At 40.9% G+C, this 21,691-nt stretch carries 24 protein-coding genes and 1 other annotated feature; of the genes, 14 read left to right on the top strand and 10 right to left on the bottom strand.

From position 1 onward, the window contains the following. Positions 1 to 87: 87 nt before the first annotated feature. Positions 88 to 1,263 (top strand): DNA polymerase IV, encoded by a 1,176-nt coding sequence (locus IHV12_RS16355; protein WP_370568823.1) that lies wholly within the window; start codon positions 88 to 90, stop codon positions 1,261 to 1,263. Positions 1,264 to 1,280: 17 nt separating this feature from the next. Beyond that, the gene (locus IHV12_RS16360; RefSeq protein ID WP_197130900.1) at positions 1,281 to 1,940 is read left to right on the top strand and encodes a phosphatase PAP2 family protein; all 660 of its coding nucleotides are present in this window, start codon (positions 1,281 to 1,283) and stop codon (positions 1,938 to 1,940) included. A gap of 42 nt (positions 1,941 to 1,982) precedes the next feature. Here the strand turns inward: IHV12_RS16360 and namA are convergent, their stop codons facing one another. The 3 genes from namA to IHV12_RS16375 all read right to left on the bottom strand — a co-directional run bounded on the left by namA (position 1,983) and on the right by IHV12_RS16375 (position 4,151). Beyond that, positions 1,983 to 3,008: an NADPH dehydrogenase NamA gene (gene namA / locus IHV12_RS16365; protein WP_231618297.1), complete on the bottom strand. Its 1,026-nt coding sequence runs from the start codon at positions 3,006 to 3,008 to the stop codon at positions 1,983 to 1,985. A 70-nt stretch (positions 3,009 to 3,078) separates the two neighbouring features. Further along, positions 3,079 to 3,837, bottom strand: a complete 759-nt coding sequence (locus IHV12_RS16370; protein ID WP_197191513.1) for a glycerophosphodiester phosphodiesterase — start codon at positions 3,835 to 3,837, stop codon at positions 3,079 to 3,081. 134 nt (positions 3,838 to 3,971) lie between these two features. After that, positions 3,972 to 4,151: a hypothetical protein gene (locus IHV12_RS16375; RefSeq protein WP_144699210.1), complete on the bottom strand. Its 180-nt coding sequence runs from the start codon at positions 4,149 to 4,151 to the stop codon at positions 3,972 to 3,974. A gap of 138 nt (positions 4,152 to 4,289) precedes the next feature. Between IHV12_RS16375 and IHV12_RS16380 the strand changes: the two genes are divergently transcribed. Further along, complete coding sequence (locus IHV12_RS16380) at positions 4,290 to 4,631, top strand: DUF3889 domain-containing protein (protein ID WP_231620777.1); 342 nt, start codon at positions 4,290 to 4,292, stop codon at positions 4,629 to 4,631. A gap of 4 nt (positions 4,632 to 4,635) precedes the next feature. Here IHV12_RS16380 and proC read toward each other — a convergent pair whose 3' ends face one another. Beyond that, positions 4,636 to 5,454 carry a pyrroline-5-carboxylate reductase gene (proC, locus tag IHV12_RS16385; protein WP_197130889.1) on the bottom strand — a complete coding sequence of 273 codons (819 nt, stop codon included), beginning with the start codon at positions 5,452 to 5,454 and terminating at the stop codon, positions 4,636 to 4,638. 50 nt (positions 5,455 to 5,504) lie between these two features. Beyond that, positions 5,505 to 5,714 (bottom strand) — a binding site (T-box leader). Between the two features lie 96 nt (positions 5,715 to 5,810). Between proC and IHV12_RS16390 the strand changes: the two genes are divergently transcribed. Both IHV12_RS16390 and IHV12_RS16395 read left to right on the top strand, forming a co-directional pair. Further along, the gene (locus IHV12_RS16390) at positions 5,811 to 6,788 is read left to right on the top strand and encodes an MBL fold metallo-hydrolase (protein WP_197191514.1); all 978 of its coding nucleotides are present in this window, start codon (positions 5,811 to 5,813) and stop codon (positions 6,786 to 6,788) included. Next, positions 6,785 to 7,576, top strand: a complete 792-nt coding sequence (locus tag IHV12_RS16395; protein WP_197130883.1) for an SDR family NAD(P)-dependent oxidoreductase — start codon at positions 6,785 to 6,787, stop codon at positions 7,574 to 7,576. Before IHV12_RS16390 ends, IHV12_RS16395 begins: the two co-directional genes overlap by 4 nt. 310 nt (positions 7,577 to 7,886) lie before the next feature. Here IHV12_RS16395 and IHV12_RS16400 read toward each other — a convergent pair whose 3' ends face one another. Beyond that, positions 7,887 to 8,087, bottom strand: coding sequence for a YqzH family protein (locus IHV12_RS16400; RefSeq protein WP_197130881.1), 201 nt, complete (start codon positions 8,085 to 8,087; stop codon positions 7,887 to 7,889). Between the two features lie 164 nt (positions 8,088 to 8,251). Between IHV12_RS16400 and IHV12_RS16405 the strand changes: the two genes are divergently transcribed. Together IHV12_RS16405 and IHV12_RS16410 are read left to right on the top strand one after the other, a co-directional pair. Then, positions 8,252 to 9,508 carry a DNA polymerase thumb domain-containing protein gene (locus tag IHV12_RS16405; RefSeq protein ID WP_137788967.1) on the top strand — a complete coding sequence of 419 codons (1,257 nt, stop codon included), beginning with the start codon at positions 8,252 to 8,254 and terminating at the stop codon, positions 9,506 to 9,508. Between the two features lie 15 nt (positions 9,509 to 9,523). After that, positions 9,524 to 9,853, top strand: coding sequence for a YolD-like family protein (locus tag IHV12_RS16410; protein WP_197191515.1), 330 nt, complete (start codon positions 9,524 to 9,526; stop codon positions 9,851 to 9,853). 67 nt (positions 9,854 to 9,920) lie between these two features. On the opposite strand, the gene IHV12_RS16415 is transcribed toward IHV12_RS16410, so the two are convergent. Continuing rightward, positions 9,921 to 10,652: a ZIP family metal transporter gene (locus IHV12_RS16415; RefSeq protein WP_137788969.1), complete on the bottom strand. Its 732-nt coding sequence runs from the start codon at positions 10,650 to 10,652 to the stop codon at positions 9,921 to 9,923. A 146-nt stretch (positions 10,653 to 10,798) separates the two neighbouring features. On the opposite strand from IHV12_RS16415, the gene IHV12_RS16420 reads away from it, so the two are divergent. Then, positions 10,799 to 12,187 (top strand): N-acetylmuramoyl-L-alanine amidase, encoded by a 1,389-nt coding sequence (locus tag IHV12_RS16420; RefSeq protein ID WP_197191516.1) that lies wholly within the window; start codon positions 10,799 to 10,801, stop codon positions 12,185 to 12,187. Between the two features lie 274 nt (positions 12,188 to 12,461). Here the strand turns inward: IHV12_RS16420 and IHV12_RS16425 are convergent, their stop codons facing one another. Beyond that, a complete protein-coding gene (locus IHV12_RS16425) occupies positions 12,462 to 12,710 on the bottom strand; it encodes an HPr family phosphocarrier protein (RefSeq protein ID WP_197130872.1) in 249 nt (82 codons plus the stop codon). Between the two features lie 93 nt (positions 12,711 to 12,803). Here IHV12_RS16425 and IHV12_RS16430 point away from each other — a divergent pair, with 93 nt between their 5' ends. Next, a complete protein-coding gene (locus IHV12_RS16430) occupies positions 12,804 to 13,457 on the top strand; it encodes a TVP38/TMEM64 family protein (protein ID WP_197130869.1) in 654 nt (217 codons plus the stop codon). 3 nt (positions 13,458 to 13,460) lie between these two features. Here the strand turns inward: IHV12_RS16430 and IHV12_RS16435 are convergent, their stop codons facing one another. Further along, complete coding sequence (locus IHV12_RS16435; protein ID WP_197130862.1) at positions 13,461 to 13,724, bottom strand: hypothetical protein; 264 nt, start codon at positions 13,722 to 13,724, stop codon at positions 13,461 to 13,463. A gap of 247 nt (positions 13,725 to 13,971) precedes the next feature. Here IHV12_RS16435 and IHV12_RS16440 point away from each other — a divergent pair, with 247 nt between their 5' ends. Beyond that, complete coding sequence (locus IHV12_RS16440; protein WP_197191517.1) at positions 13,972 to 14,406, top strand: hypothetical protein; 435 nt, start codon at positions 13,972 to 13,974, stop codon at positions 14,404 to 14,406. A 50-nt stretch (positions 14,407 to 14,456) separates the two neighbouring features. Here the strand turns inward: IHV12_RS16440 and IHV12_RS16445 are convergent, their stop codons facing one another. Further along, positions 14,457 to 17,621 carry an efflux RND transporter permease subunit gene (locus IHV12_RS16445; protein ID WP_197130857.1) on the bottom strand — a complete coding sequence of 1,055 codons (3,165 nt, stop codon included), beginning with the start codon at positions 17,619 to 17,621 and terminating at the stop codon, positions 14,457 to 14,459. Positions 17,622 to 17,785: 164 nt separating this feature from the next. Here IHV12_RS16445 and IHV12_RS16450 point away from each other — a divergent pair, with 164 nt between their 5' ends. Then, positions 17,786 to 18,337, top strand: a complete 552-nt coding sequence (locus IHV12_RS16450) for a PadR family transcriptional regulator (RefSeq protein WP_197130855.1) — start codon at positions 17,786 to 17,788, stop codon at positions 18,335 to 18,337. After that, positions 18,338 to 18,676: an iron-sulfur cluster biosynthesis family protein gene (locus IHV12_RS16455; RefSeq protein ID WP_197130853.1), complete on the top strand. Its 339-nt coding sequence runs from the start codon at positions 18,338 to 18,340 to the stop codon at positions 18,674 to 18,676. It begins immediately after the preceding gene. 20 nt (positions 18,677 to 18,696) lie between these two features. Here the strand turns inward: IHV12_RS16455 and IHV12_RS16460 are convergent, their stop codons facing one another. Beyond that, entirely contained in the window at positions 18,697 to 19,602 is a 906-nt protein-coding gene (locus IHV12_RS16460; RefSeq protein ID WP_197130851.1) for a hydroxymethylglutaryl-CoA lyase, read from the bottom strand. Between the two features lie 146 nt (positions 19,603 to 19,748). Between IHV12_RS16460 and IHV12_RS16465 the strand changes: the two genes are divergently transcribed. After that, the gene (locus tag IHV12_RS16465; protein ID WP_197191518.1) at positions 19,749 to 20,948 is read left to right on the top strand and encodes an acetyl-CoA C-acetyltransferase; all 1,200 of its coding nucleotides are present in this window, start codon (positions 19,749 to 19,751) and stop codon (positions 20,946 to 20,948) included. A gap of 44 nt (positions 20,949 to 20,992) precedes the next feature. Beyond that, a complete protein-coding gene (locus IHV12_RS16470) occupies positions 20,993 to 21,685 on the top strand; it encodes a CoA transferase subunit A (protein WP_197130847.1) in 693 nt (230 codons plus the stop codon). The last annotated feature ends 6 nt before the right edge of the window (positions 21,686 to 21,691 follow it).

Here is a 21,691-nt window from a genome sequence, read left to right on the forward strand (position 1 = left end):
TCTTTTGCATAGACCGTCGTTCCTTTTGTTTTTAAACGCTGTTCTAACATATACTAATAGATAAGTTTTGATAAAGGGAGTGTTCATGTGTATCAGTCTCCTGGGTCTAAAAGAAGAATCATATTTCATGTGGACATGAACAGCTTCTATGCTTCAGTCGAAATGGCTGAAAACCCTGATCTTCGAGGAAAGCCCGTTGCGGTAGCCGGTAATGTAGAAGAACGAAAAGGAATCATCGTAACTTGTAGTTATGAAGCGAGGGAAAAAGGCGTAAGAACAACGATGCCTCTTTGGCAAGCTAGAAAACTTTGTCCAAATCTTGTGGTTGTTCCACCAAACTTTGAAACATACAAAATGTATTCATCACGCATGTTTCAGCTTCTGCAGGAATATACAGAAAAGGTAGAGCCTGTTTCCATCGATGAAGGCTACATGGATGTAACAGACTGCCAAGAACCACTTGAATTGGCAAAGGAGATTCAATCCAGACTGTTGAATGAGCTGAACTTGCCATCATCTATCGGCATCGGTCCGAATAAATTTTTAGCTAAAACAGCTTCAGATATGAAGAAACCGCTCGGAATCACTGTACTTAGAAAGAGAGATCTCAGTGAAAAGTTATGGCCGCTGAAAGTAGGAGAAATGCACGGAATCGGTAAGAAGACCGAAGAAAAGTTAAATAAATACGGCATCATGACAATAAAAGATCTCGCAGATGCCGTAGATTATGAACTAAAGCATCGTTTTGGCATCAATGGTATAAAGATGAAAGAACGAGCAAACGGTATCGATACGCGTCCAGTTGATCCTAGTGCGGCAAGTGATTATCGGTCGATCGGCAGTTCTACGACATTGAGTGAAGACCTTATCTCTGTTAAGGAAACAGAGCCTGTTTTTAAAAAGCTCGCGGAAAAAGTATCGTCTCGGCTTAAAACAAAAGGGTATGTAGCGCTAACGCTTGCGATCACCATTCGCTACAGCGATCGGAAAACGATCACGAGAAGCAAGATGCTCGCAAACGGAACACAGCATGCAATAGATATCCAAAAAACAGCGGTCGAACTCTTTCGCAGACATTGGAATCAGGAACCTGTTCGTTTATTGGGCATAACTGCTACAGAAGTAGTGGAGAAAGAACAAGCGACTTATCAGCTTGATCTGTTCTCTGTCGAAAAGAACGAAAAAGATGCTCTGCTTCACGATGTATTATCATCGATCGAAAGAAAGCATGGAGAAGGCATCATAAAAAAGGGAAAAAAGTAACAGGAGCTGATCATTTCATGAGATTTAAAAATAGCGTGATGAGAACAGTGATGTTAACTGCTCTTTGCCTTGGGCTTTTTATTCTGTTTGCATCTATCTACGAACAATCAAGAGTAGAAGTTCTTGATGTTTGGGCGATGAAAAATGTGTCTGTTATCCATCAACCTGCTTTAAATGATAGCTTTACGTTTTTGACGAACATCGCTTCTAGACCTTATCAATTCGCCATCTTTTTCTTTTTTGCTGTAATCTGGTTGATCGGTGAAAGAAAATGGATAGAACCGTTCGTGTTAGGCGTTTGTCTCATCGGAATTCGGTTTGAAAATCAATGGTTCAAAGAATGGTTTGAGAGGGATAGACCAATGTACGACCGAGTTATTGAGATCACGGGTTATAGCTTTCCTAGCGGACATGCAATGATCTCCATCGCTTTTTTTGGTCTGCTTTCTTATCTTCTCGTACAAAACTATTCGTTTTTGTACAGATATCGTAAATTTATATATGGCGTTACGATTCTTTTTATTGGATCAGTCGGTTTTAGCAGAGTGTATTTAGGAGTTCATTATCCTACAGATGTTCTAGGTGGTTTCGCGGCTGGAGGAACCTGGCTCTTAATTTGTGTTTTACTGTATAAGGGGCTGAACTACTTTTTCAAAAGGAATGTGTCATATGAATAGAAAAAGCTGGCTCTTTAAAGAGCCAGCTTTCTATCATCGTTCTTACCAACCACGTTCATATTGTTTTGGACTTTCGATCTCTGTTCCAAGATCTTGTGCAGCTGATCGCGGCCAATACGGATCTTTCAAAAACTCTCGGCCGATAAAAATAAGGTCAGCTCGCTTGTTTTGTAAGATTTCTTCCGCCTGTCTGCCTGTTGTGATCAAGCCAACAGCTGCTGTTGCGATTTCAGCTTCGTTTTTAATCTTGTCTGCAAAAGAAACTTGATAACCAGGGAAAGTCGGAATCTTCGCTGGTACAACAGCTCCTGAACTACAGTCGATAAGATCGACCCCGTCTTCTTTCATCCACTTCGAATAGGTTACAAAATCTTCTGGTGTATTTCCTTCTGGGTGATAATCATTCGCTGAAATACGAACAAACAGTGGGCCTTGCCATTCTAATCTGACAGCAGCAATGATCTCTTGTAAGAATCGGTAGCGATTTTCTTGGCTGCCTCCATAAGAATCATTTCTTCTGTTAGACAGAGGGGAGAGGAACTCATTGATCAAATATCCATGCGCTCCATGAATCTCAATTACATCAAATCCTGCAGTTTTCGCTCTTTTTGCTGCGCTTCGAAATTGATTAACTGTCTCTTCGATCTGCTGAAGTGACATTTCTTCTGGTGTCTTCATTTTTTCAGAAAACGCGATAGCAGAGGGGGCGATGATCGGTCCGTCTATCATAGCCTTGCGTCCTGCATGGGCGATTTGAATCGCCGCTTTTGAGCCGTTTTCCTGAATAGACGAAACAAGTTGAGACAGACCTTCTACATGGCTGTCATCCCAGATTCCTAAGTCTTCAGCACTTATTCTTCCTTGAGGGCTTACCGCTGCTGCTTCGGTCATGATCAGCCCGGTCTGACCCGTTGCTCTAGACGTGTAATGAGTCACATGCCAAGGGGTCACAATCCCATCTTGTTCATAACAAGAGTACATGCACATAGGTGACATGACGATCCGATTCTTTAACGTTACGTCACGGATGGTCAATGGTTGAAACAATAAAGGTTGAATATGAAACATCTCCTTTTTCTTTGAGAACAAGCTTTTTTAGCATCATAACTTTTCTTTCTCATTGTAAAACGTTTGATCACTATTTTTGAAGAAATCTGCTCTTGGAATGTGGTGGAAGGCTGTTCAACAGTTCTCTTGCCAAGATCGGATAGTCAGTTATGATCGCTTCTGCACCCCACTCAAAAAAATACTTCATCCATTTCTGACTGTTAACCGTATAGGGACGAACAGGAATATTATTTCTTTTAAAGCCTTTCATGATGTAAGGGTGAAGAGATTTATAGTTCGGATGCGCACTTTGTGAACAAACGGCTTTCACATACCCCCACGGCTCAAACAATCCAGAAGAGTATAGAGGAGCCGTCTGTACATAATTGTTCAATCTTCTGATTTTGACTAAACTATAATGATTGAATGACGAGATCACAGTTCGATCCATCATCCCATAGTGATGCAACAATTGAAGTACCTTTTCCTCGAGACCGTTGTATTCTACGATATTGTTTTTTAATTCGATATTAAGCAACATGGGGAGTGGTGTTATCCATTCTAAAAATTGTTGAAGAGAAGGAATGGATTCTTTATTGAATTTTTTTGAAAACCAGCTGCCCGCATCTAATTGTGATAATTCATCATAAGTGTTATCAACAACATAACCTTTTCCATTAGTCGTTCGATCTATCTTCTCATCATGGATGATGACGGGTATACCATCTTTAGAAAGCTGTACATCGAGCTCGATCCCATCAGCGCCATCTTTAAATGCTTTTTTGAATGCAGCCATCGTATTTTCAGGACAATCCTTGCTAGATCCTCTGTGAGCAAATATATAGGTCAAGAATGTAAGCTCCCTTCATAAAAAAAGATATAGACAGTATAAGGTAAATGAAATCGGAGATAAAATGAAAGGCTCCATAGGCCAACATACGACAGAATGAAAGAAACCCTTCCTGTTTGAAGAGGAAGGGTGAGTTATTTTCTGCGTCTAGAACGCTTCTTTTTTTCTTCTCTGTTGTGTTCTTCCACAGTGGCTCCTTTTTCTGTCAGCCAGTGGATAAAAACAAGCTCTTTGTCAGTAAGAGATCGTTTCGTAAACTTTTCAAACTGAACGCGCAATTCAAGGTATCTTTGGGAAATTTCAACTTCGGTCACACAAATCCCTCCCTAAATCTAGCTCTAGCTTCTACTTAGATGATAAAGAGTAAGTAAAGGGCTTGTCAATTTTTTCTAATCGTCAATTTCTGCAGAGAAAACTAGAGAATTGGTGCAAAATAACGAAAAGGAGTTGGTATGATGAAGATTTCTCTTAAGTTATTCTGCTGGATCATGGCCAGTTTTCTAGTGTGTAGTTCACTTCCGTTTACGGTCTCTGCAGAAAGTCCAAGGGTACAAGAACCTGCTTATGCAAAATGGGGCAGACTCGCTGTTTTCGAAACAGGGAAACGCTACCCCGATTATGATATCGTAGATTATTTATATGTTGGACGAACGACTGCTCAAAATGAAGATATTGTCGAAAGATTTAAGCTGTGGATCAGGAAAGGTGCTTCAGAAAAAGGAGTCATCATAACGATTACGTTAACGCCGAACGGTGTATTTAAGGGTATTTCCTTTCAAGAGACAGCCCGTTAACAAATCAGTTCATTCTTCCTAATTCCTCTGATCGTTGCACTGCTTTTTTGATGCAAGCTAAAAATGCGTCTTGGACTCCGTGTTGGTCCAGTTTACCGATTCCTGCCTCAGTCGTGCCGCCAGGACTGGTTACTTTTCTTCTAAGCTCGATTGGCGAATCTGTTGTTTGTTTAAGCATAAGAGATGCACCTAAAAGCGTTTGAGAGATTAAAGTCTTTGCTTCTTCTTCAGAAAGATTTAATTCTTCAGCCGCTTTTTGCATGGCTTCAGCGATATAGTAAACATACGCTGGACCACTTCCAGAGAGGCCTGTAACGATATGAAGTTTTTCTTCAGGGACAAGAGTAACCGTTCCGATCGTCTCAAACAGCTCGAGAGATTTTTCAATATGAAATGGCTCTGCATAGATCCCAGAGGAGAGTGCAGTGGCAGAATATCCGATCGATGCGGAGGTGTTTGGCATCGCTCTCATTACAGGGTTGTTAAGATGAAGCCAATTTGTTAGCGTTTCAGTGGATATGCCAGCCATAACAGAAATGATCAGCTGATGACTCTTAACAAACGGCTTGATGGTGTTAACCGCATTGTGCGCATCCTTTGGTTTTACCGCAAGAATAATAATCTCTGCACCAGTGATCGCTTCTTCTATCGTTGAAGCGGGTACTACACCGTACTTAAGTTGTAGCTCGTTTACACGTTGTGTATTGCTTCGGTTTTTTATCGTGATCAAATCAGCTTGCCATTTCTCTTTTTTGATCAATCCTTCCATAATGGCCTCAGCCATCGATCCGGCACCAATAAACGTTATTTTTTCTGTTCCCACGGGTGATCCCTCCCAGAATTTTGAGTATAAAAAAACTCCCAGTCCTAAATATAAAGGACGGATGGGAGTGATCCGTGGTACCACCTTTGTTGGCATGATTGCTTGCCCGCTCAAGATGTCTTTATCGCAGAACTGCGCCAGATTTCTCCAGACTGCTCCAGGGCAGGTTCAGTAATTCCTTTACGGTGAAATCTTGCAGCCTATGGATTCCACTCTCTAAACGGAGGAGATTACGTACTAATCCCTTTCAACGCATTTATTTATTGGCCATAATTGGCATTTCTTTTATATTTTAAAAAACATTATGCTATGATTTCTATATGTATGTCAACTAGTTATTTTATTTGGAGGAAAAGATGACTCAAAAAACAGCAATTATCCCGATTACGCTTCCTACACCATTTGATGTAGGTCCTGTAAACTGTGTCCTCCTAAAAAGTGATGCGGTTACGCTTGTTGATTCCGGAGCAAAAACCGAAGAAAGCAGACAACAGCTTCTCTCTATCCTTAAGGATCATGGGCTCACTTTTAAAGATTTAGATTATTATATCTGCACGCACTACCACCCTGATCATGCGGGTCTATCAAAAGAGATCCAAGAGAGTGGTGTTCCGACCCTCATGCTTAGAGAAGCCGTTCCTTATGTTAGTGGCGACCGTGAATTTATTGAACAGGGAGAAACGTTTTATACCGATCTCTATCATTCTTTTGGAGTGCCAGATACTCTTGGAAGAATAGAACTTTTAAAGCTGCGAAAGTATCGTACGTTCTCAAGCGCGTTTGTTCCAGACACCCTGCCTTTACCTGGTGATGAAGTGCCTGGTCACGAGGGATTCATCTTTTTAAAGACGCCCGGACATGCCCCAGACCATCTTTCTCTCTATCATGAAGAAGACGGTATCTTAATCGGCGGGGATGTGCTGTTGCCTCATATTTCGTCTAATGCCCTATTAGAACCCCCGGCTTTGAACGAAACGGAGCGGCCAAGAACCTTGCTTCAATACCGAGAGACATTGCAATACCTATACACGCTGAACTTAAAAACAGTATACCCTGGACACGGCGAGCCTTTTACGAATGCAGCACAGTTGATCACAAAACGCTTACACGATCATACCGAGCGTGCAAAAGCGCTTGAACATCTGTTGAGCGATGAGCCGTTAACCGTTTTTGAACTGTGTCGACGTCTATTTCCAAAATTATATGAAAAGCAACTCGGATTAGTAGTATCTGAAGTTGTAGGACACCTCGATCTGCTTCAATCAGAAGGAAGAGTGCGAGTAGAGGAAGAGAACAAGATATCACATTATCGCAGAACAGGAGTTAGAAGATGAGTACATTACAAAATAAAGTGGTCTTGATAACAGGAGCATCAGGAGGACTCGGCGCTCACCTTGCTATGGATGTGGCTAAAAAAGGAGCAACGCCCATCCTTACTGCAAGAAGAGAAGATCAGCTAAAAGTGGTACAGGAAGCGATCTTAAAAGCTACGAATGTAACAGCGCCTTATTATATTTTAGATGTTTCGAACACAGACAGCGTTGAGGAAGTTTTTTCAACGATCCTTAGTGAACATCAAAACATACATATTTTAGTGAATAACGCGGGTTACGGCATTTTTGAAGAGTTTGTGGATTCGCCATGGAAAAATATCGAAGGAATGTTTTCAACGAACGTTCTTGGGCTGATGGCTTGTACGAGAGCTGTTCTGCCTCATATGCTTCAAAGAGGAAGTGGTCATATCGTGAATATTGCTTCTCAGGCCGGTAAGATCTCAACGCCAAAATCCAGCGTGTACGCAGCAACGAAACATGCTGTGTTAGGATTCTCAAACGGGTTGCGTTTGGAAGTCGCACACAAAGGGGTAGACGTGACCACCATCAACCCAGGACCAATCGCGACCAACTTCTTTACACTTGCTGATCAGTCTGGCAATTACGTTAAAAACGTTCAAAAACTGATGCTCCAGCCTTCGCATGTCTCAGACAAAATTGTTAAAGCGATGGAGCGTCCCGTTCGTGAGATCAACCTGCCATGGTGGATGAACGTTGGAAGTACGATGTATCAAGTCATGCCAAAATTGATTGAAACACTAGGTGGAAAATCGTTTCGACAAAAGTAAGTTACAATAATTTTATTATGTAAACAAAATGGAGAGTTATAAGACTTTTGGAGCTGATGATGGAACTCGTGGATTGGAGCTCGAAACTCGTGGATTGGGGCTCAAAACTCGTGGATTAGGGCTCAAAACTCGTGGATTGGAGCTCAAAGCTTGTGGATTGAAGTCCAAAACTCGTGGATTGGAGCTCGAAACTCGTGGATTACAGCCCGAAACTCGTGGATTGCCACTTAAAACCTCATCGATTACAGTCCAAACCTCTCACACCAGCATCAAAAATAAGCAGGTTTCCTCTTCAAAAGACGGAACCTGCTTATTTATTTGTAAAATAGGCATACACAACGTCCTGAATGATGCTGTAAATTGCCTCATTTTGACCTTCCTCATTTATCTGGCGCAATACTTCTTCTTCGAGATTTCTCCATTCTTCATCTGTTAATGTACAATTTTCTTCTTCCCATAAATAATCCTTCAACGATCGTTTGATCATTTTTCTTATCAATCTGCGGTTCATTTCTTCACCTGACTTTCCTTATAAATCCTAGACTTTTGGCTCGAAAACGTCAATCTGCAAAATTTGCTGAAAAAATTACCATTGTTATAAGAACATATATTCGGTTAAAATGGGTATACATATAAAGAACAGATGTTCGCTAATTGATGAAAGGGGTATGTCGAATGAACTATGATGAAATGCCTAAGCGCACCATCTTATGTATGGATATGAAAAGTTTTTATGCAAGCTGTGCTGCTGTTCGCTTAGGGTTAAATCCGCTGACATGTCATTTGGCAGTAGTAGGGGATACGGAGAGACAGGGAAGTGTTGTGCTTGCAGCATCACCGAGACTAAAGGCTGATTTTGGTATTCGCACAGGCAACCGGCTGTTTGAGATTCCAAAGAATAAAAACATTATCGTTGTAAATGCGCAGATGGCTTATTTCCTAGAAAGATCGATGGAGATCACGAAGATGCTGCACCGATATGTTCCACCAGAGTCAATCCACACATATAGCGTGGATGAAAGTTTTCTTCAAGCTGACGGAACAGAAAGGTTGTGGGGAAGCGCACAAGAACTTGCTGAGAGAATTCGACGTGATATCTGGCGAGAATTTGGATTGCCGTGTGCGATCGGAATTGGCCCGAACATGCTCATGTCAAAGCTTTGTCTCGATCTTGAAGCGAAGAAAAAAGGAGTGGCGCAGTGGGGGTATGAAGATGTAGAACAGAAGCTATGGCCTCTATCCCCATTAAGCCAGATGTGGGGAATCGGATCAAGAGTAGAGCGGACTTTAAACAGGATGGGGATTGTAACAGTCGGTGACCTCGCGCATTATCCGCTCGAACTTTTAGAGAAAAAATTCGGGATCATGGGGAATCAACTCTATCATCATGCATGGGGCATCGATCTGTCTGAAATCGGTGCGCCCATCATGCAAGGCCAGGTCAGCTACGGAAAAAGCCAGATTTTACTTCGGGATTATACGGATATAACGGAGATCAAACATGTCATTTTGGAAATGTGTGAAGAAGTGGCAAGACGTGCGAGAAGAGCAAGAAAAGCAGGGCGGACGATCAGCTTTGGATTAGGATACAGCAAAGATGAGGGTGGCGGCGGCTTTCATCGTTCTAAATCGATAGACCAGCCATCTAACATTACGATGGAGCTTTATGAAGTGTGTCTAGAGCTTCTGCAAACCTTTTATCGGGGAGAGACGGTGCGTAAGATTTCAATCGCTCTTTCTAACGTCTGTGAAGATACAGAAACACAGCTTACTTTGTTTTCTCTAGACCATCCAAAAAAAAGAAAGATCGGCTATGTTATGGATGATATTCGGCAAAAATACGGCTCCAACTCTCTTCTGCGGGCTGTTTCTTACACAAAAGGAGGAACAGCATTATACAGAAGCCGACTTTTAGGTGGACATAAGGCATAAGGGGGCGGAAGAACGGTGATTCGTGACAGAGGAACGATTAAGTGGACAGCGATGATGCTGCCGGAGCATGTGAAAATGTTAAGAGAGCATCAGGACGGTCTGGACTATGGAAGAAAGCCAGAATTAGATGAACAAAAGTACGAAGAATTCAATGAGACAATCTGTGTTGCGATGGAAGAGAACCAAGGGCTAAAGTTTACGTATTTTGAAAAAGGCAGGGCGCTCGTGCTTTTAGGCCATGTGCATTATATAGACGAATATAAAAAAGAGTTAAGGGTGCTCGATGACGAGAAAAGGATGCATATCTTAAAATTGACTGACATTATGGACGTTGAATACGCATAGACACATAAGAAATATAGACGCAAAAAAAACAGCAAAAACTAACGCTGAAGATAGTTTTTGCTGTTTATTATCCAAAGATTTGCGTTAAGTAAATCATGATCAAGAGCCCGGCAATAAATGATAATGTAGCGGATCGAGCGTGACCATCACCATGGCTTTCAGGAATGAGTTCTTTGTAGACGATAAAAAGCATGGCACCGGCTGCAAAGGAAAGGCCATAAGGGACAAGATTCTCTACATAAGAAGTGAGCACATACCCAAGCAAAGCCGTAACGATTTCAACAGCACCCGTTAATGTGGCAATAAGGAAAGCCTTAAATCGATTCATATTTTGATGAATGAGAAAAAGGGCTACTAACAGACCCTCTGGTGCGTTTTGAAGTCCGATCGCAAATGCGATCAAACCGCCAAGGCCGGTATTCTCACTAGCATAACTGACCCCAACAGAAAGACCTTCAGGCAGGTTGTGCAACGTGATTGCAGCAATAACAAGAAACGCTTTAGCATCGATGCCCTTAAAAATCTTCGAATGGTCAAGATCAACGTGCGGGACGAACCTTTCTAAAAGTAAGAGTGTTAAAGTACCGAGTGTAATACCGATCGTAAGTACCGTTAAGTTTGATAGTTCAAGAGCTTGAGGAATCAAGCTGAAGGTTGAAGCAGCGACCATGATACCTGCGGTAAGAGCAAGCAGTATGTCGCGGAACCGGTGTGTTACCTGAGACCAGAAAAGAACAGGTAGTGCACCAAAACCGGTTGCTAATGCAGATAAAACACTTCCAAATAAAGCAGCTTCCATTCTGTTACCCACCTTAGTCAAATATCCAATTTTATAAAAATAGTCATATGGCTCTTTTAGTATACCGCCAAATCCTTTTTAATAGAAGTAAGCGCCATTTTCATTGTTAAAAAGCGCTTCTAACGGACAAATAAGAAGGTGACAATTTGAAAGTCATAATCATTGACCCGGGCCATGGAGGTAATGATCCAGGAGCGGTAAACAAAGAGCATTTTGAGAAAGTATATAATCTGGCAATCGCCAAAAAGATACAAGCTAATCTTCAAAACAACTATGAAGTGACGGTCATCATGACTCGAACGGGTGATACAACTGTATCATTAGAAGAAAGAACGAATGTAGCAAACAGCAAGAATGCAGAGCTGTTTGTGTCCATCCACCAAAACATTGGTGGAGGAGAAGGCTTCGAAAGCTATGTGCATCTGCGTGCAGGTGTTGAAACGAAAAGGATACAAGGTGTTTTGCATGAATCAGTCGCGGCTGTAATGAGTAAGTACGGTGTGCGAGACAGAGGGCAAAAACAGGCTGATTTTCACGTGCTTCGTGAAACGAAAAAGTCTGCTGTCTTATTAGAAGTACTTTTCATGGATAATGAGAAAAATTTAGCTCTTTTACAAAGAGAAGATTTTCAAAATGACGTGTCTATAGCAGTTGCAAAAGGAATCGCACAAGGTCTTTCTCTTCCAAAAAAACAGATACAGATCACACAAACACAAATCTTCAATGTGATCGCAGGTGCGTTCGAACAAAAAGAGAATGCTGTTGCTCGGGTTTCACTCCTGGCTAAACAAAACATAACTGCCTTTATTGATGAAATAAAAAGCGGAAGCAAAACCTATTACAGAGTTCAAGCTGGAGCTTTTCAGAAAAGAGAATATGCAGAAAATTTCGCTAAAAAGATTCGTTCAGAGGGTGTAGCAGATGCTTATGTGATAGAGAAAAATACAAATGAGCCGCCCCTAGTCGAGGAACCACCAAAACCAAATCCAGAGCCTCCGAAGGGCCTAACGATACAAGGCTCATCGATGTTATCTGCAGAAGAGATGGATCGGTTTGTAAAGAAAGTCAATCCGAACGCGCCATCTGTAGCTGCTCTTTATGTTCAGATCGGACAAGTGTACGGAATCAGAGGGGATGTAGCATTCGCTCAGGCTATTCAAGAAACAGGGTACTTCCGGTTTGAAGGTAACGTCAAGGCTTCTCAGAATAACTATGCAGGAATCGGTGCAACAGGTAAGAACGAACCGGCTGTGTTTAAGACGCCTCAAGAAGGCGTTCTAGCACACATCCAGCACTTGTTTGCTTATACGTCTACAAAGCCTCTACCTTCACAATATCCTCTTGTTGATCCTAGGTTTCAATATGTCCAAAGAGGCAGTGCTGTGACTTGGGCGCAGCTGAACGGCAAATGGGCCATACCGGGCACAACGTACAGTACTAAGATATTGGAAATTTACAAAAAGATGCTAAATGAAGCGAAAATACCACTTCAAACAAGAATTAACTCTCTAAATGCAACGTTGAACGAATTATAAAAAGCCATTTTCTTCACGAGTTTTCTTAAACAGGAAAAATAAGGCTTCGCATGGGGTTGAATTTCATGCAAAGCCTTTATTTTATTACATAATCATCCTAATCATGTGTACGCGAAAAAGCATGCATCCTATTGAGGTGCGAAGATCACGTCACCACAAAATAAGTGTTTTAGTTGTCTCTAACTCACTCAGTTGGCCATTTACAGTTTATAAGTCAGGAAGAAATAGCCAAAGAGGAGTTCGGTGTAATAAGATAATAATAAGAGCAATTAGATTAAGATTTACAGCTTGCAAAAAGTCCGGATGAAAGTATCTTTTCTTTTAGCTCAGTATTAGGTGGATCGCAAATAATTTCAACAAAATCCTCTGGATAGATAGACAACGCGATGATACCGAGAAAGCTTTTTCCGTCAGCTGTTCGGTCTCCTTTTTGCAAATAGATAGATTCTGTAAAACTGCCTGTTAGTTCAACAAGTTTAGCAGCACGCTCTGCATAAATAGGCCGAGTAGCTTTTACAATCATAATAGATGACCTCCTTTGCCAATCACACTATGTATGGATATGTGCATAAGAAGGAAAAATGCTTACTAAATGAAACTTTCACATGGAGGAAACATGAAACCTACAAAAAAGTGGCTATATCTTACGTTATTGGTTGCTGGCTTAATCATTTTATTTCTCTGGCTGCAAAAGAATTATAAGGGATTTAGTCCTGAAGAATTTAGAAATTGGATCGTACAGTGGGGATGGATCGCACCTTTTATCTTTGTTGTCCTTTATACAGTGAGGCCTTTTGTGTTATTTCCATCTTCCATATTTGCCATAACAAGCGGTTTGTCGTTTGGTTTTTATTGGGGATGTCTGTATACATATCTCGGATCGCTAGGAGGAGGACTCCTAACGTATTTCGCGATCAACCGCCTTGGCCGTTTTAAGAAAAATAAACAATGGAAAAACGAAAACTACGAAAAAGTACGCAACAAGATTGAAAGAGAAGGCATTCGATTTGTTCTATTGTTAAGGTTGCTTCCGGTATTGAATTTCGATCTCGTTAGTTATTTAACTTCTTTAACAAAGGTAAAGTTTAGAGACTATGCGATCGCTACAGCAATAGGAATCATTCCTGGAACAATTGCTTACACGTACTTAGGTACCTCCATGACGTCTGGAAGCAAAAAAGTTGTTTGGATCGGCACTACTCTTTTATTTGTCCTTGTCGGTCTACCCATGATATTTAAGAAGAAGATGAAGGCAAAGGTAGGGTTGTAGAAATTAAGAAGGTTGCTCTGGAGGTAAGATCAGACTCATCGCTGACTCAGCATCAGCGCCTTCAACGATATAAAGAAAAGAATCTCCTTCTTTTAACGTTAAAAAGAATGCTACGAGCTGTGATAATCCTGTAGCATGAATGGTAATACCATCTTTACTTAAAAATAGCTGGCTGTTAAGTCTCTTAGCAGAATGCATAATCTCAATGGCTTTACTCACTGTATATTTAGCGGTAACGATTACTTTTTGAGAGCAGATTTGTTTCATAATCTGAAGCCTCCTGTACGAGATGATTGCTGATATATTTCCCATAAGTAGAGTGGCCGAAACAAGGTCTATAGTCCCGATGTGCAAAATGATGGAAAAGTATGTAGTGCTTTAGAATAAAGAAGGGTAATTCTTTAAACTATAATAGGCCGACTAATGTGAGGTATAGAGGTCACGGAGATAATAAAGGGAAGCGGACTACAAATGGGAGGGAGTTTGATTGCGAATTTCATTTAAACTTTTTGTCATGATTGTTTTTCTTTTAAATCTGTCCCAAACTTGTGTTTTTGCTTCACCACAGATAGTTGCTGAGAAAAAGGCAGGGGACTTTCACTACAGCATAAAAGCAGATGGTGAAACATTGACTTGGAGTATAGGTGACGGCAAAAAACAGAGTGAGCTTAAAGAGAATAAAAATAATCAAAGAGAGCTAGATCAATTTAGGGAAGCCGTTAATGAGATGAGCGTACAAAAATTCTCCTTAATTATCTATATTTTATATCTGCTCTTTATTGGAATGATAGGGTATATCTTGTATAAAAAGGTTGCGAAAAAAAAGAGGGAACTCATGGGGATCGTTGCACTGTTCGGTATATATGCTGTATACAAGTGCTATATGGCTTACGAATTTTTTGTACAAGCTCAGTGGGATGCCAAATATTATTTTGCAGCTCTTACATAAAGCAAAAAAGAGTACAGCCGGAAGTAAAACCCGGGCTGTACTCTTTTTGTTTAGGAATTTAATTTAGCTTTTTCACGCTTCGCCTGTCTTCTAAAGAATAACTCATAAAGAACAGGTACGATGATCAATGTTAATAGTGTAGAAGTCGTTAGACCACCAATTACAACGATCGCTAATCCTTTAGAGATCAGTGTTCCTGACGACGTTGTTAATGCAAGTGGAATTAATGCTGCAATTGTCGCAAATGCTGTCATTAATATCGGACGTAAACGAGTTTTACCAGCTTCTAATAGCGCCTCGCGAACTGGCATACCTTTAATCTCACGGTTTTGTCCGATGCGGTCTACCAATACGATCGCATTCGTCGTAACGATACCGATCAGCATGAGTATTCCGATCATCGCACTCACAGATAATGGTTCGTCGATCAAGTATAATCCTCCGATTGCTCCAACAGGAACGAATATGAGGGAAGAAAGGATGATGAACGGAATGCGTGCTCGACCAAATGTGATCAACATCGTTAAGTAAACGAGACCGATCGCAACTAGCATCGCAAGGCCAAGATCTTTGAACGTATCCATCGTTTCTTCGCTTCCTCCGCCACCTTCTGTAGATACAGATGAAGGAAGGTCTACATTATCTTCAACGCCTTTAATAACGTCTTGTGTTACTTTTTGAACGTTGTCTCCTTTTACTTGTGCAGAGACTTGTGCATAAATCTTACCATCAAGCTTTTGGATTCCAGTTACTGTGTCTTTCTCAGTTACTTCGGCAACGTCTGAGATTTTAACCGGACCGGATGAACCAAATACAGTTAGATCCTTAATCTCATCAAGAGATTTAACTGCTTCGTCATATTCGACTTTCACATTCTTTTGATCGCCGTCTAATGTAAGTTCTCCTACCTCAACAGGTTTTGTTACATCTGAGACTGCTCCTAGAATAGCGAAGCCTGATACGCCTTTTTCAGCTGCTTTTTCGGTATCAATGTCAACAGCCCATTGTTTTTGTGTATCTTTAAAGTTGTTTGATACATATTTGATCGAATCAATCGTCTTCATGTACTCTTCAACTTCACTTGCTGCTTTCTGCAGATCTTCTAAGTTGTTTGAATATAGATCAATATTGACTTCGTTATTAGCTGGAGGCCCGCCGCTTGAAACTTCCTGCAAGCTGATTACGGTTCCTTCTGCTTTTTCGTCTGTAATTTCTTTAATATCTTTTTCTAGCTCTTTTAATTCTGTATCAATGTTTGCTTCTTTTTTGAGGTTAACAAAATAGTTGGCAACATTTTGACGCTTAAGACCGGTTTGGAAATCACGAGAACCGATACCAGCTGTTACATCTTCAATCGTACCGCGCTTAGAGAGGTACTCTTCAACTTCTAAAGACACTTCGTTCGTCTTTGTTACATTTGTACTTGCAGGTAATTCAACGTTAATCGTTAATGTTTTTTGTTCTTCATTCGGCAGGAACACCATTCCAAGCTTTGTTGCAAGGAAGAAAGATCCGCCTAAAAGAATGAATGAAGTGAAAAGAACTAGAATTTTATGGTTCAATGAGGCTTTGATCAGTTTTTCATAACCACGTTGCAATGGACCATCGTTCTTTTCTGGTTTAACGGTTTTAAATGCATATTTTGCTAATATAGGTACGATTGTAACAGCAACGATCAGTGATGCTAATAATGCAAATACAACGGTTAAAGCAAACGGTAAGAAGAACTCACCTGTAATACCACCGACAAGACCAAGCGGCAAGAATACTACAACGGTTGTAATCGTAGAAGATACGATTGCTTTTAAGATTTCGCGTGTAGAGTCAATGATCAGCTCATCACGGTCGTAATCACCATCCGTTTTACGGATTCTTCTAAAGATATTCTCGATAACCACGATACTATCATCTACAACGCGTCCGACGGCAACTGCCATTCCGCCGAGTGTCATAATATTTAATGTGATATCAAGGCGGTCTAGGAAGATAGCTGACACGAGCAGTGAAAGCGGGATCGAGATGATCGCAATGATTGTTGCTCTAAAGTTTCGAAGGAATATAAGTACTGCTAATGAAGCGAATAATGCTCCAAACAATCCTTCTTTAACAAGTGTGTTTACAGAATCTTTAATACCTTCCGCCTGGCCGAAACCAACAGCATAATCTAACTTATCATCATATTTATTTTTGTTCAGGACTTCTAGCACTTTGTCAGCGACCTCGACCGTATTTGCATCTTGTTTCTTTGTTACGGCCATAGAAAGTGAAGCTTTTTGGTTATATCTTGTAATCTCACTAACATCATCTGTTTCCTTAACTTCAGCAAGATCACCAAGCTTTAAGCTTGCTGGTGCTTGAGGTGCTTGTGCTCCACCAGGTGCGCTTTGTCCGCCTGGAGCACCGCCTCCAGCTCCTGGTTGACCTGCTTCACCAGGTGCTCCTCCGCCAGCTCCACCTGGAGACTGAGCAGGTGCGCCTTGACTTGAGGAAATTGTAATCTTCTTAAGCTCAGCAACCGTATCGACCACTTCTTCAACACGAACTGGGACTGTAATCGAGTCATCGGTTACGGTACCAGCAGGGAATGAAAGGTCACGGCTGTTAATCGCCTCTTTAACGGCGTTTAAGGTGATGCCGGCTTCTTTTGCTTTTTCTTTATCAAGTGTGATCGAGACGAATGTTTCTTTAACACCGCCTACAGATACGTTGTTGACACCTTGAATCTTTTTAAGTTCTGGAACCAATTCGTCATTAACGAATGCTTGAATGTTTTCTCCTTCTTTTTCAGGGAATAGAGAAATATTGTAGATAGGAATGGTTCCAAATGAGAAACGACTTACCTCTGGTTCTACATCTTCAGGGAGATCCGTTTCTGAAATGATGGATTTGACTTGATCTTCTACTTCATCCATATTTGCGGTGAAAGGGAAATCCATACTAATGATAGATATACTTTCGTTTGAAGAACTCTTAACGGTTTTTACATCCTCTACTTGCTTCAGTTGAGTTTCTAGTTTGTCTGTTACTTGCTCGTTCACATCTTCAGGAGATGCTCCTGGATAAACGGTTTGAACGGTCAGTTGTGGAAACTCAACATTTGGGAGTAGGTCCACTTTTAAATTCGTGAACGAGAAGACTCCACCAACAATGAGTAAAAATGAAAAGATGAATATTGCTACTGGATTTTTTAAACTAAATCGTGTTAACCAGTTCATTGTTTCCTCTCCTACGTATGTTTTTATTTTGCATATGTGTATTTTCACATATGTTTATCTATAATATAATAGCTGTATAAGATTTATATCAAGTATTAAGGATAAAAAAATTGTGAAAAATGTGTTACAATGCAAAACAGTACAGAAAGAAAGAAGGGTATCACATGGCGTTAAGGTATGCGCTGTTAGGTTTATTGGCGAAAAATGAAGCAACAGGTTACGAGTTAACACAGCAATTTAAAGAAACAGTTATTCATTTTTGGACAGCCCATCACACGCAGATCTATAGAGAACTTTTAAAGATGGAAGAAGAAGGACTCACACAATCTAAGACCGTACAGCAAAGTGATTATCCAGATAAGAAGATATATGCGATTACGGATAAAGGTTTTGAACAGTTGCTAGAATGGATGCTGAATAAACCTGTAAATGCACCAAAGCTTAAAGACGATCTGTTGTTAAGGGTATCTATGTTTCATTTTATCCCTACAGACAAAGCGATAAACTTTTTAGAGACGAGTAAGAATCATCATAAAATGGGTTTAGAGATGACAAAGCAATGGTTAGACGATCATTTTCCGAACGGTACGTACAAAGAGAATGAGTTGGGTGAATATCTAACTATTGAATTTGCCATACGATACATGGAGAGCTGGTTGTCCTGGTGTAATTGGGCAATTAAAGAATTAAAAAAGAAGGGTGAGTTAGAAAAATAAATGGAAATCGTATTTACTGACACAGCATTAGAGCGTTTGGAAAAAAAGATGCAAGGTAATGCAGGTTATTTAAAACTCAAACATGATACAGAAGGTTGCGGCTGCGTTGTGAGTGGTGTAGCTGCCCTAGTCCTAGTTGATCAAACAGAAGAAAACGATACAAAAATTGAGACGAATGGTCCAGATCTTTTCATGGAGTACAATACAGCAGTTTTTTTCGCTGAAAAGATGACGATCGATGCTCCAACAGGCAACCACTTTTCATTAAAAAGCCCTGGAGAGATGCTGAATCCTTCAATGAAATTTTACGATAGAACGAAACAAAACACGGGCATGTAAAAAGCCCGTGTTTTGTTTTGTTAATGCTGAGGAACGTTCTTTAACAGTTGAAACTGCTTGCTTGAAACAGATTTTGAAAGATGAGGAGATATGTAAGCTGCTGCTTCAAGCAGTTTATCAAGGTTAATACCTGTTGATATTCCCATTTGAGAAAGCATGTAAACAACGTCTTCAGATGCTACGTTGCCTGAAGCTCCGGGTGCAAATGGACATCCGCCAAGGCCTCCTGCTGAAGTATCGAAGCGGTCGATGCCAGCTTGAAGACTCGCAAAAATGTTTGAGAGAGCCATTCCTCTCGTATCGTGAAAATGAGCGGTTAAAAGTGTTGTACCCTTCAGATGATGTTTTAAAAGGGTAAACAGTTCAAAGCATTCTGATGGATTAGCCATACCGATTGTGTCTGCCACACTCAGTTCATCAACACCCATCTCCTCAAAGTCCAGGCAAATTTTTAAAACATCCTGTTCATCGATCTTTCCTTCGAACGGGCAATAAAAACTGGTAGAGATACAAGCCCTAACAAAAAATCCTCTGCGCTTTAAATCTTGAATCAGAGGTCTTAATTCATTCATGCTCTCTTCTGTAGATTTGTTAATATTCTTCTTGTTGAACGTGTCACTGACACCGACAAACACCGCAATATGCTTCACTCCAGATTCAACAGCTAAGTCGATTCCTTTTTGGTTTGGAGCGAGGACAAAGTTTCGTTGATCGTCTAGGCAGCTATCGATAATTACAGATGCATCTTGCATTTGAGGAACCCATTTCGGTGAAACGAACGAGGTGAGCTCCATTTCTTGAAAACCTGCATTTTTTAGTAGTGAAATGAATTCTATCTTATTTTTTGCAGGTATTAAATTTTTCTCGTTCTGAAGGCCATCTCGCGGCCCGACTTCTATAAGCGTAACTCGTTCAGGTAAGTCCACTAATGTAAACCCCTTTCTTGAAAACGTTTTCCTAATGTTATTTTAACTAAAAAAAATCGTCTGTTGCAACACATTTAACTTGTTATGGTATGATAAAAAGGAATTTTCAGAAATTTAAAAAGAGATCTACAAGGAGGAGACTAGTCATGGTTTCAAGGGAGAGAGATGCTGTAGTTGTAAGCGCTGTCAGAACACCGATCGGAAGCTTTATGGGAAGTTTCAAAACGATTGCCGCAACAGATTTAGGAGCTATCGCGATTAAAGATGCATTAAAAAAAGCGGGTATCCCACATGATTCAGTAGATGAAGTCATCATGGGAAATGTTCTGCAAGCAGGCCTCGGACAGAACCCAGCCCGACAAGCAGCCATTAAAGCTGGATTGCCGAATGAAGTATCGAGTATGACCATTAATAAAGTATGCGGTTCAGGTCTTAAGGCTATTCATCTAGCGTGTCAGGCAATCTGGCTGGATGAAGCAGATATTATCGTTTGCGGCGGGATGGAAAACATGAGCCAAGCTCCTTATCTTTTGAACGGAGCAAGGGATGGACTTCGAATGGGTAACGCTCCTATGGTAGATTCCATGATTCAAGACGGATTATGGTGTGCATTTGGTGATTATCATATGGGAATTACAGCGGAAAATCTATGTGAGACCCACTCATTGTCTCGTGAAGAGCTAGATGAGTTCGCAGCGGAAAGCCAAAGAAAATGTGCACAAGCTCAAGAACAAGGGAAATTTAATGACGAGATCACACCGGTTGAAATTCCTCAACGTAAAGGTGATCCGCTTATAGTTGATACAGATGAATATCCGAAGCCGAGTTCGACGGCTGAAAAGTTAGGAAAACTTCGCCCGGCATTCAAGAAAGATGGCATGGTTACGGCGGGTAATGCGTCAGGCATCAATGATGGTGCAGCAGCACTTGTTGTGATGAGCAGAAAGAAAGCCGAAGAACTAGGACTAAAACCGATTGCCGTCGTAAAAGCCAACGCGAGCGCGGGTGTTGCACCAGAAGTGATGGGTATCGGACCAGTGGAAGCCGTTAAGAAACTGTTAAAGAAGACTGAGTTAAGCATGAATGACTTTGACCTTGTTGAGGCAAATGAAGCATTTGCGAGTCAATCGTTAGCTGTTGGCAAGGATCTTGAATTTGATAAAGAAAAATTGAATGTGAACGGTGGAGCGATCGCACTCGGGCATCCAATCGGAGCAAGTGGAGCAAGGATTGTCGTGACATTGCTTCATGAGATGAAACGCAGAAATGCAAAACGTGGTCTTGCAACGCTCTGTATAGGTGGTGGCCAAGGGGTAGCATCGGTTTTTGAGAACGAAGAAAAATAAATGAATGATTAAAGACAATGATCGTATGAAAAGGAGAGAGAAAAATGAAACCAATATTGAACTCAGCAATTGAAGCTGTAGCAGATATAAAAGATGGATCTACCCTTTTAGTAGGGGGGTTCGGACTTGTTGGAATTCCTGAAAACTTAATCTTAGCACTAGTAGAAAAAGGAACGAAAGATCTTACCGTCATTTCGAACAATTGTGGAGTGGACGATTGGGGTCTTGGCCTTTTACTAAAAAACAAACAGATCAAAAAGATGGTAGGTTCTTACGTAGGTGAAAACAAAGAGTTTGAGAGACAAGTATTATCAGGTGAGATAGAAGTAGACTTGATTCCACAAGGTACACTTGCTGAAAGAATTAGGGCAGGCGGTGCAGGAATTCCAGCGTTCTACACACCTGCTGGAGTAGGAACACCGATTGCTGAAGGAAAAGAAACACGTACGTTTAACGATAAGGAATATCTGCTAGAAGAGGGAATTGTAGCTGACTTCAGCTTGATTCGCGCAGCAAAAGGAGATAAAGCAGGGAACCTGATCTATAACAAAACAGCTCGTAACTTTAATCCGATGATTGCGGCGGCAGGAAAAGTGACGATTGCTGAAGTAGAAGAGATTGTTGAGATCGGTGATCTGCACCCAGATTACATACATACACCAGGAGTATATGTTCAAAAGTTGATTGTCGGAACACAAGAAAAACGCATTGAACGACTAACTGTAAAACAAGGGTAAGAGGAG

Source organism: Fictibacillus sp. 7GRE50 (assembly GCF_015903875.1).
Classification (GTDB): Bacteria; Bacillota; Bacilli; order Bacillales; family Fictibacillaceae; genus Fictibacillus; species Fictibacillus phosphorivorans.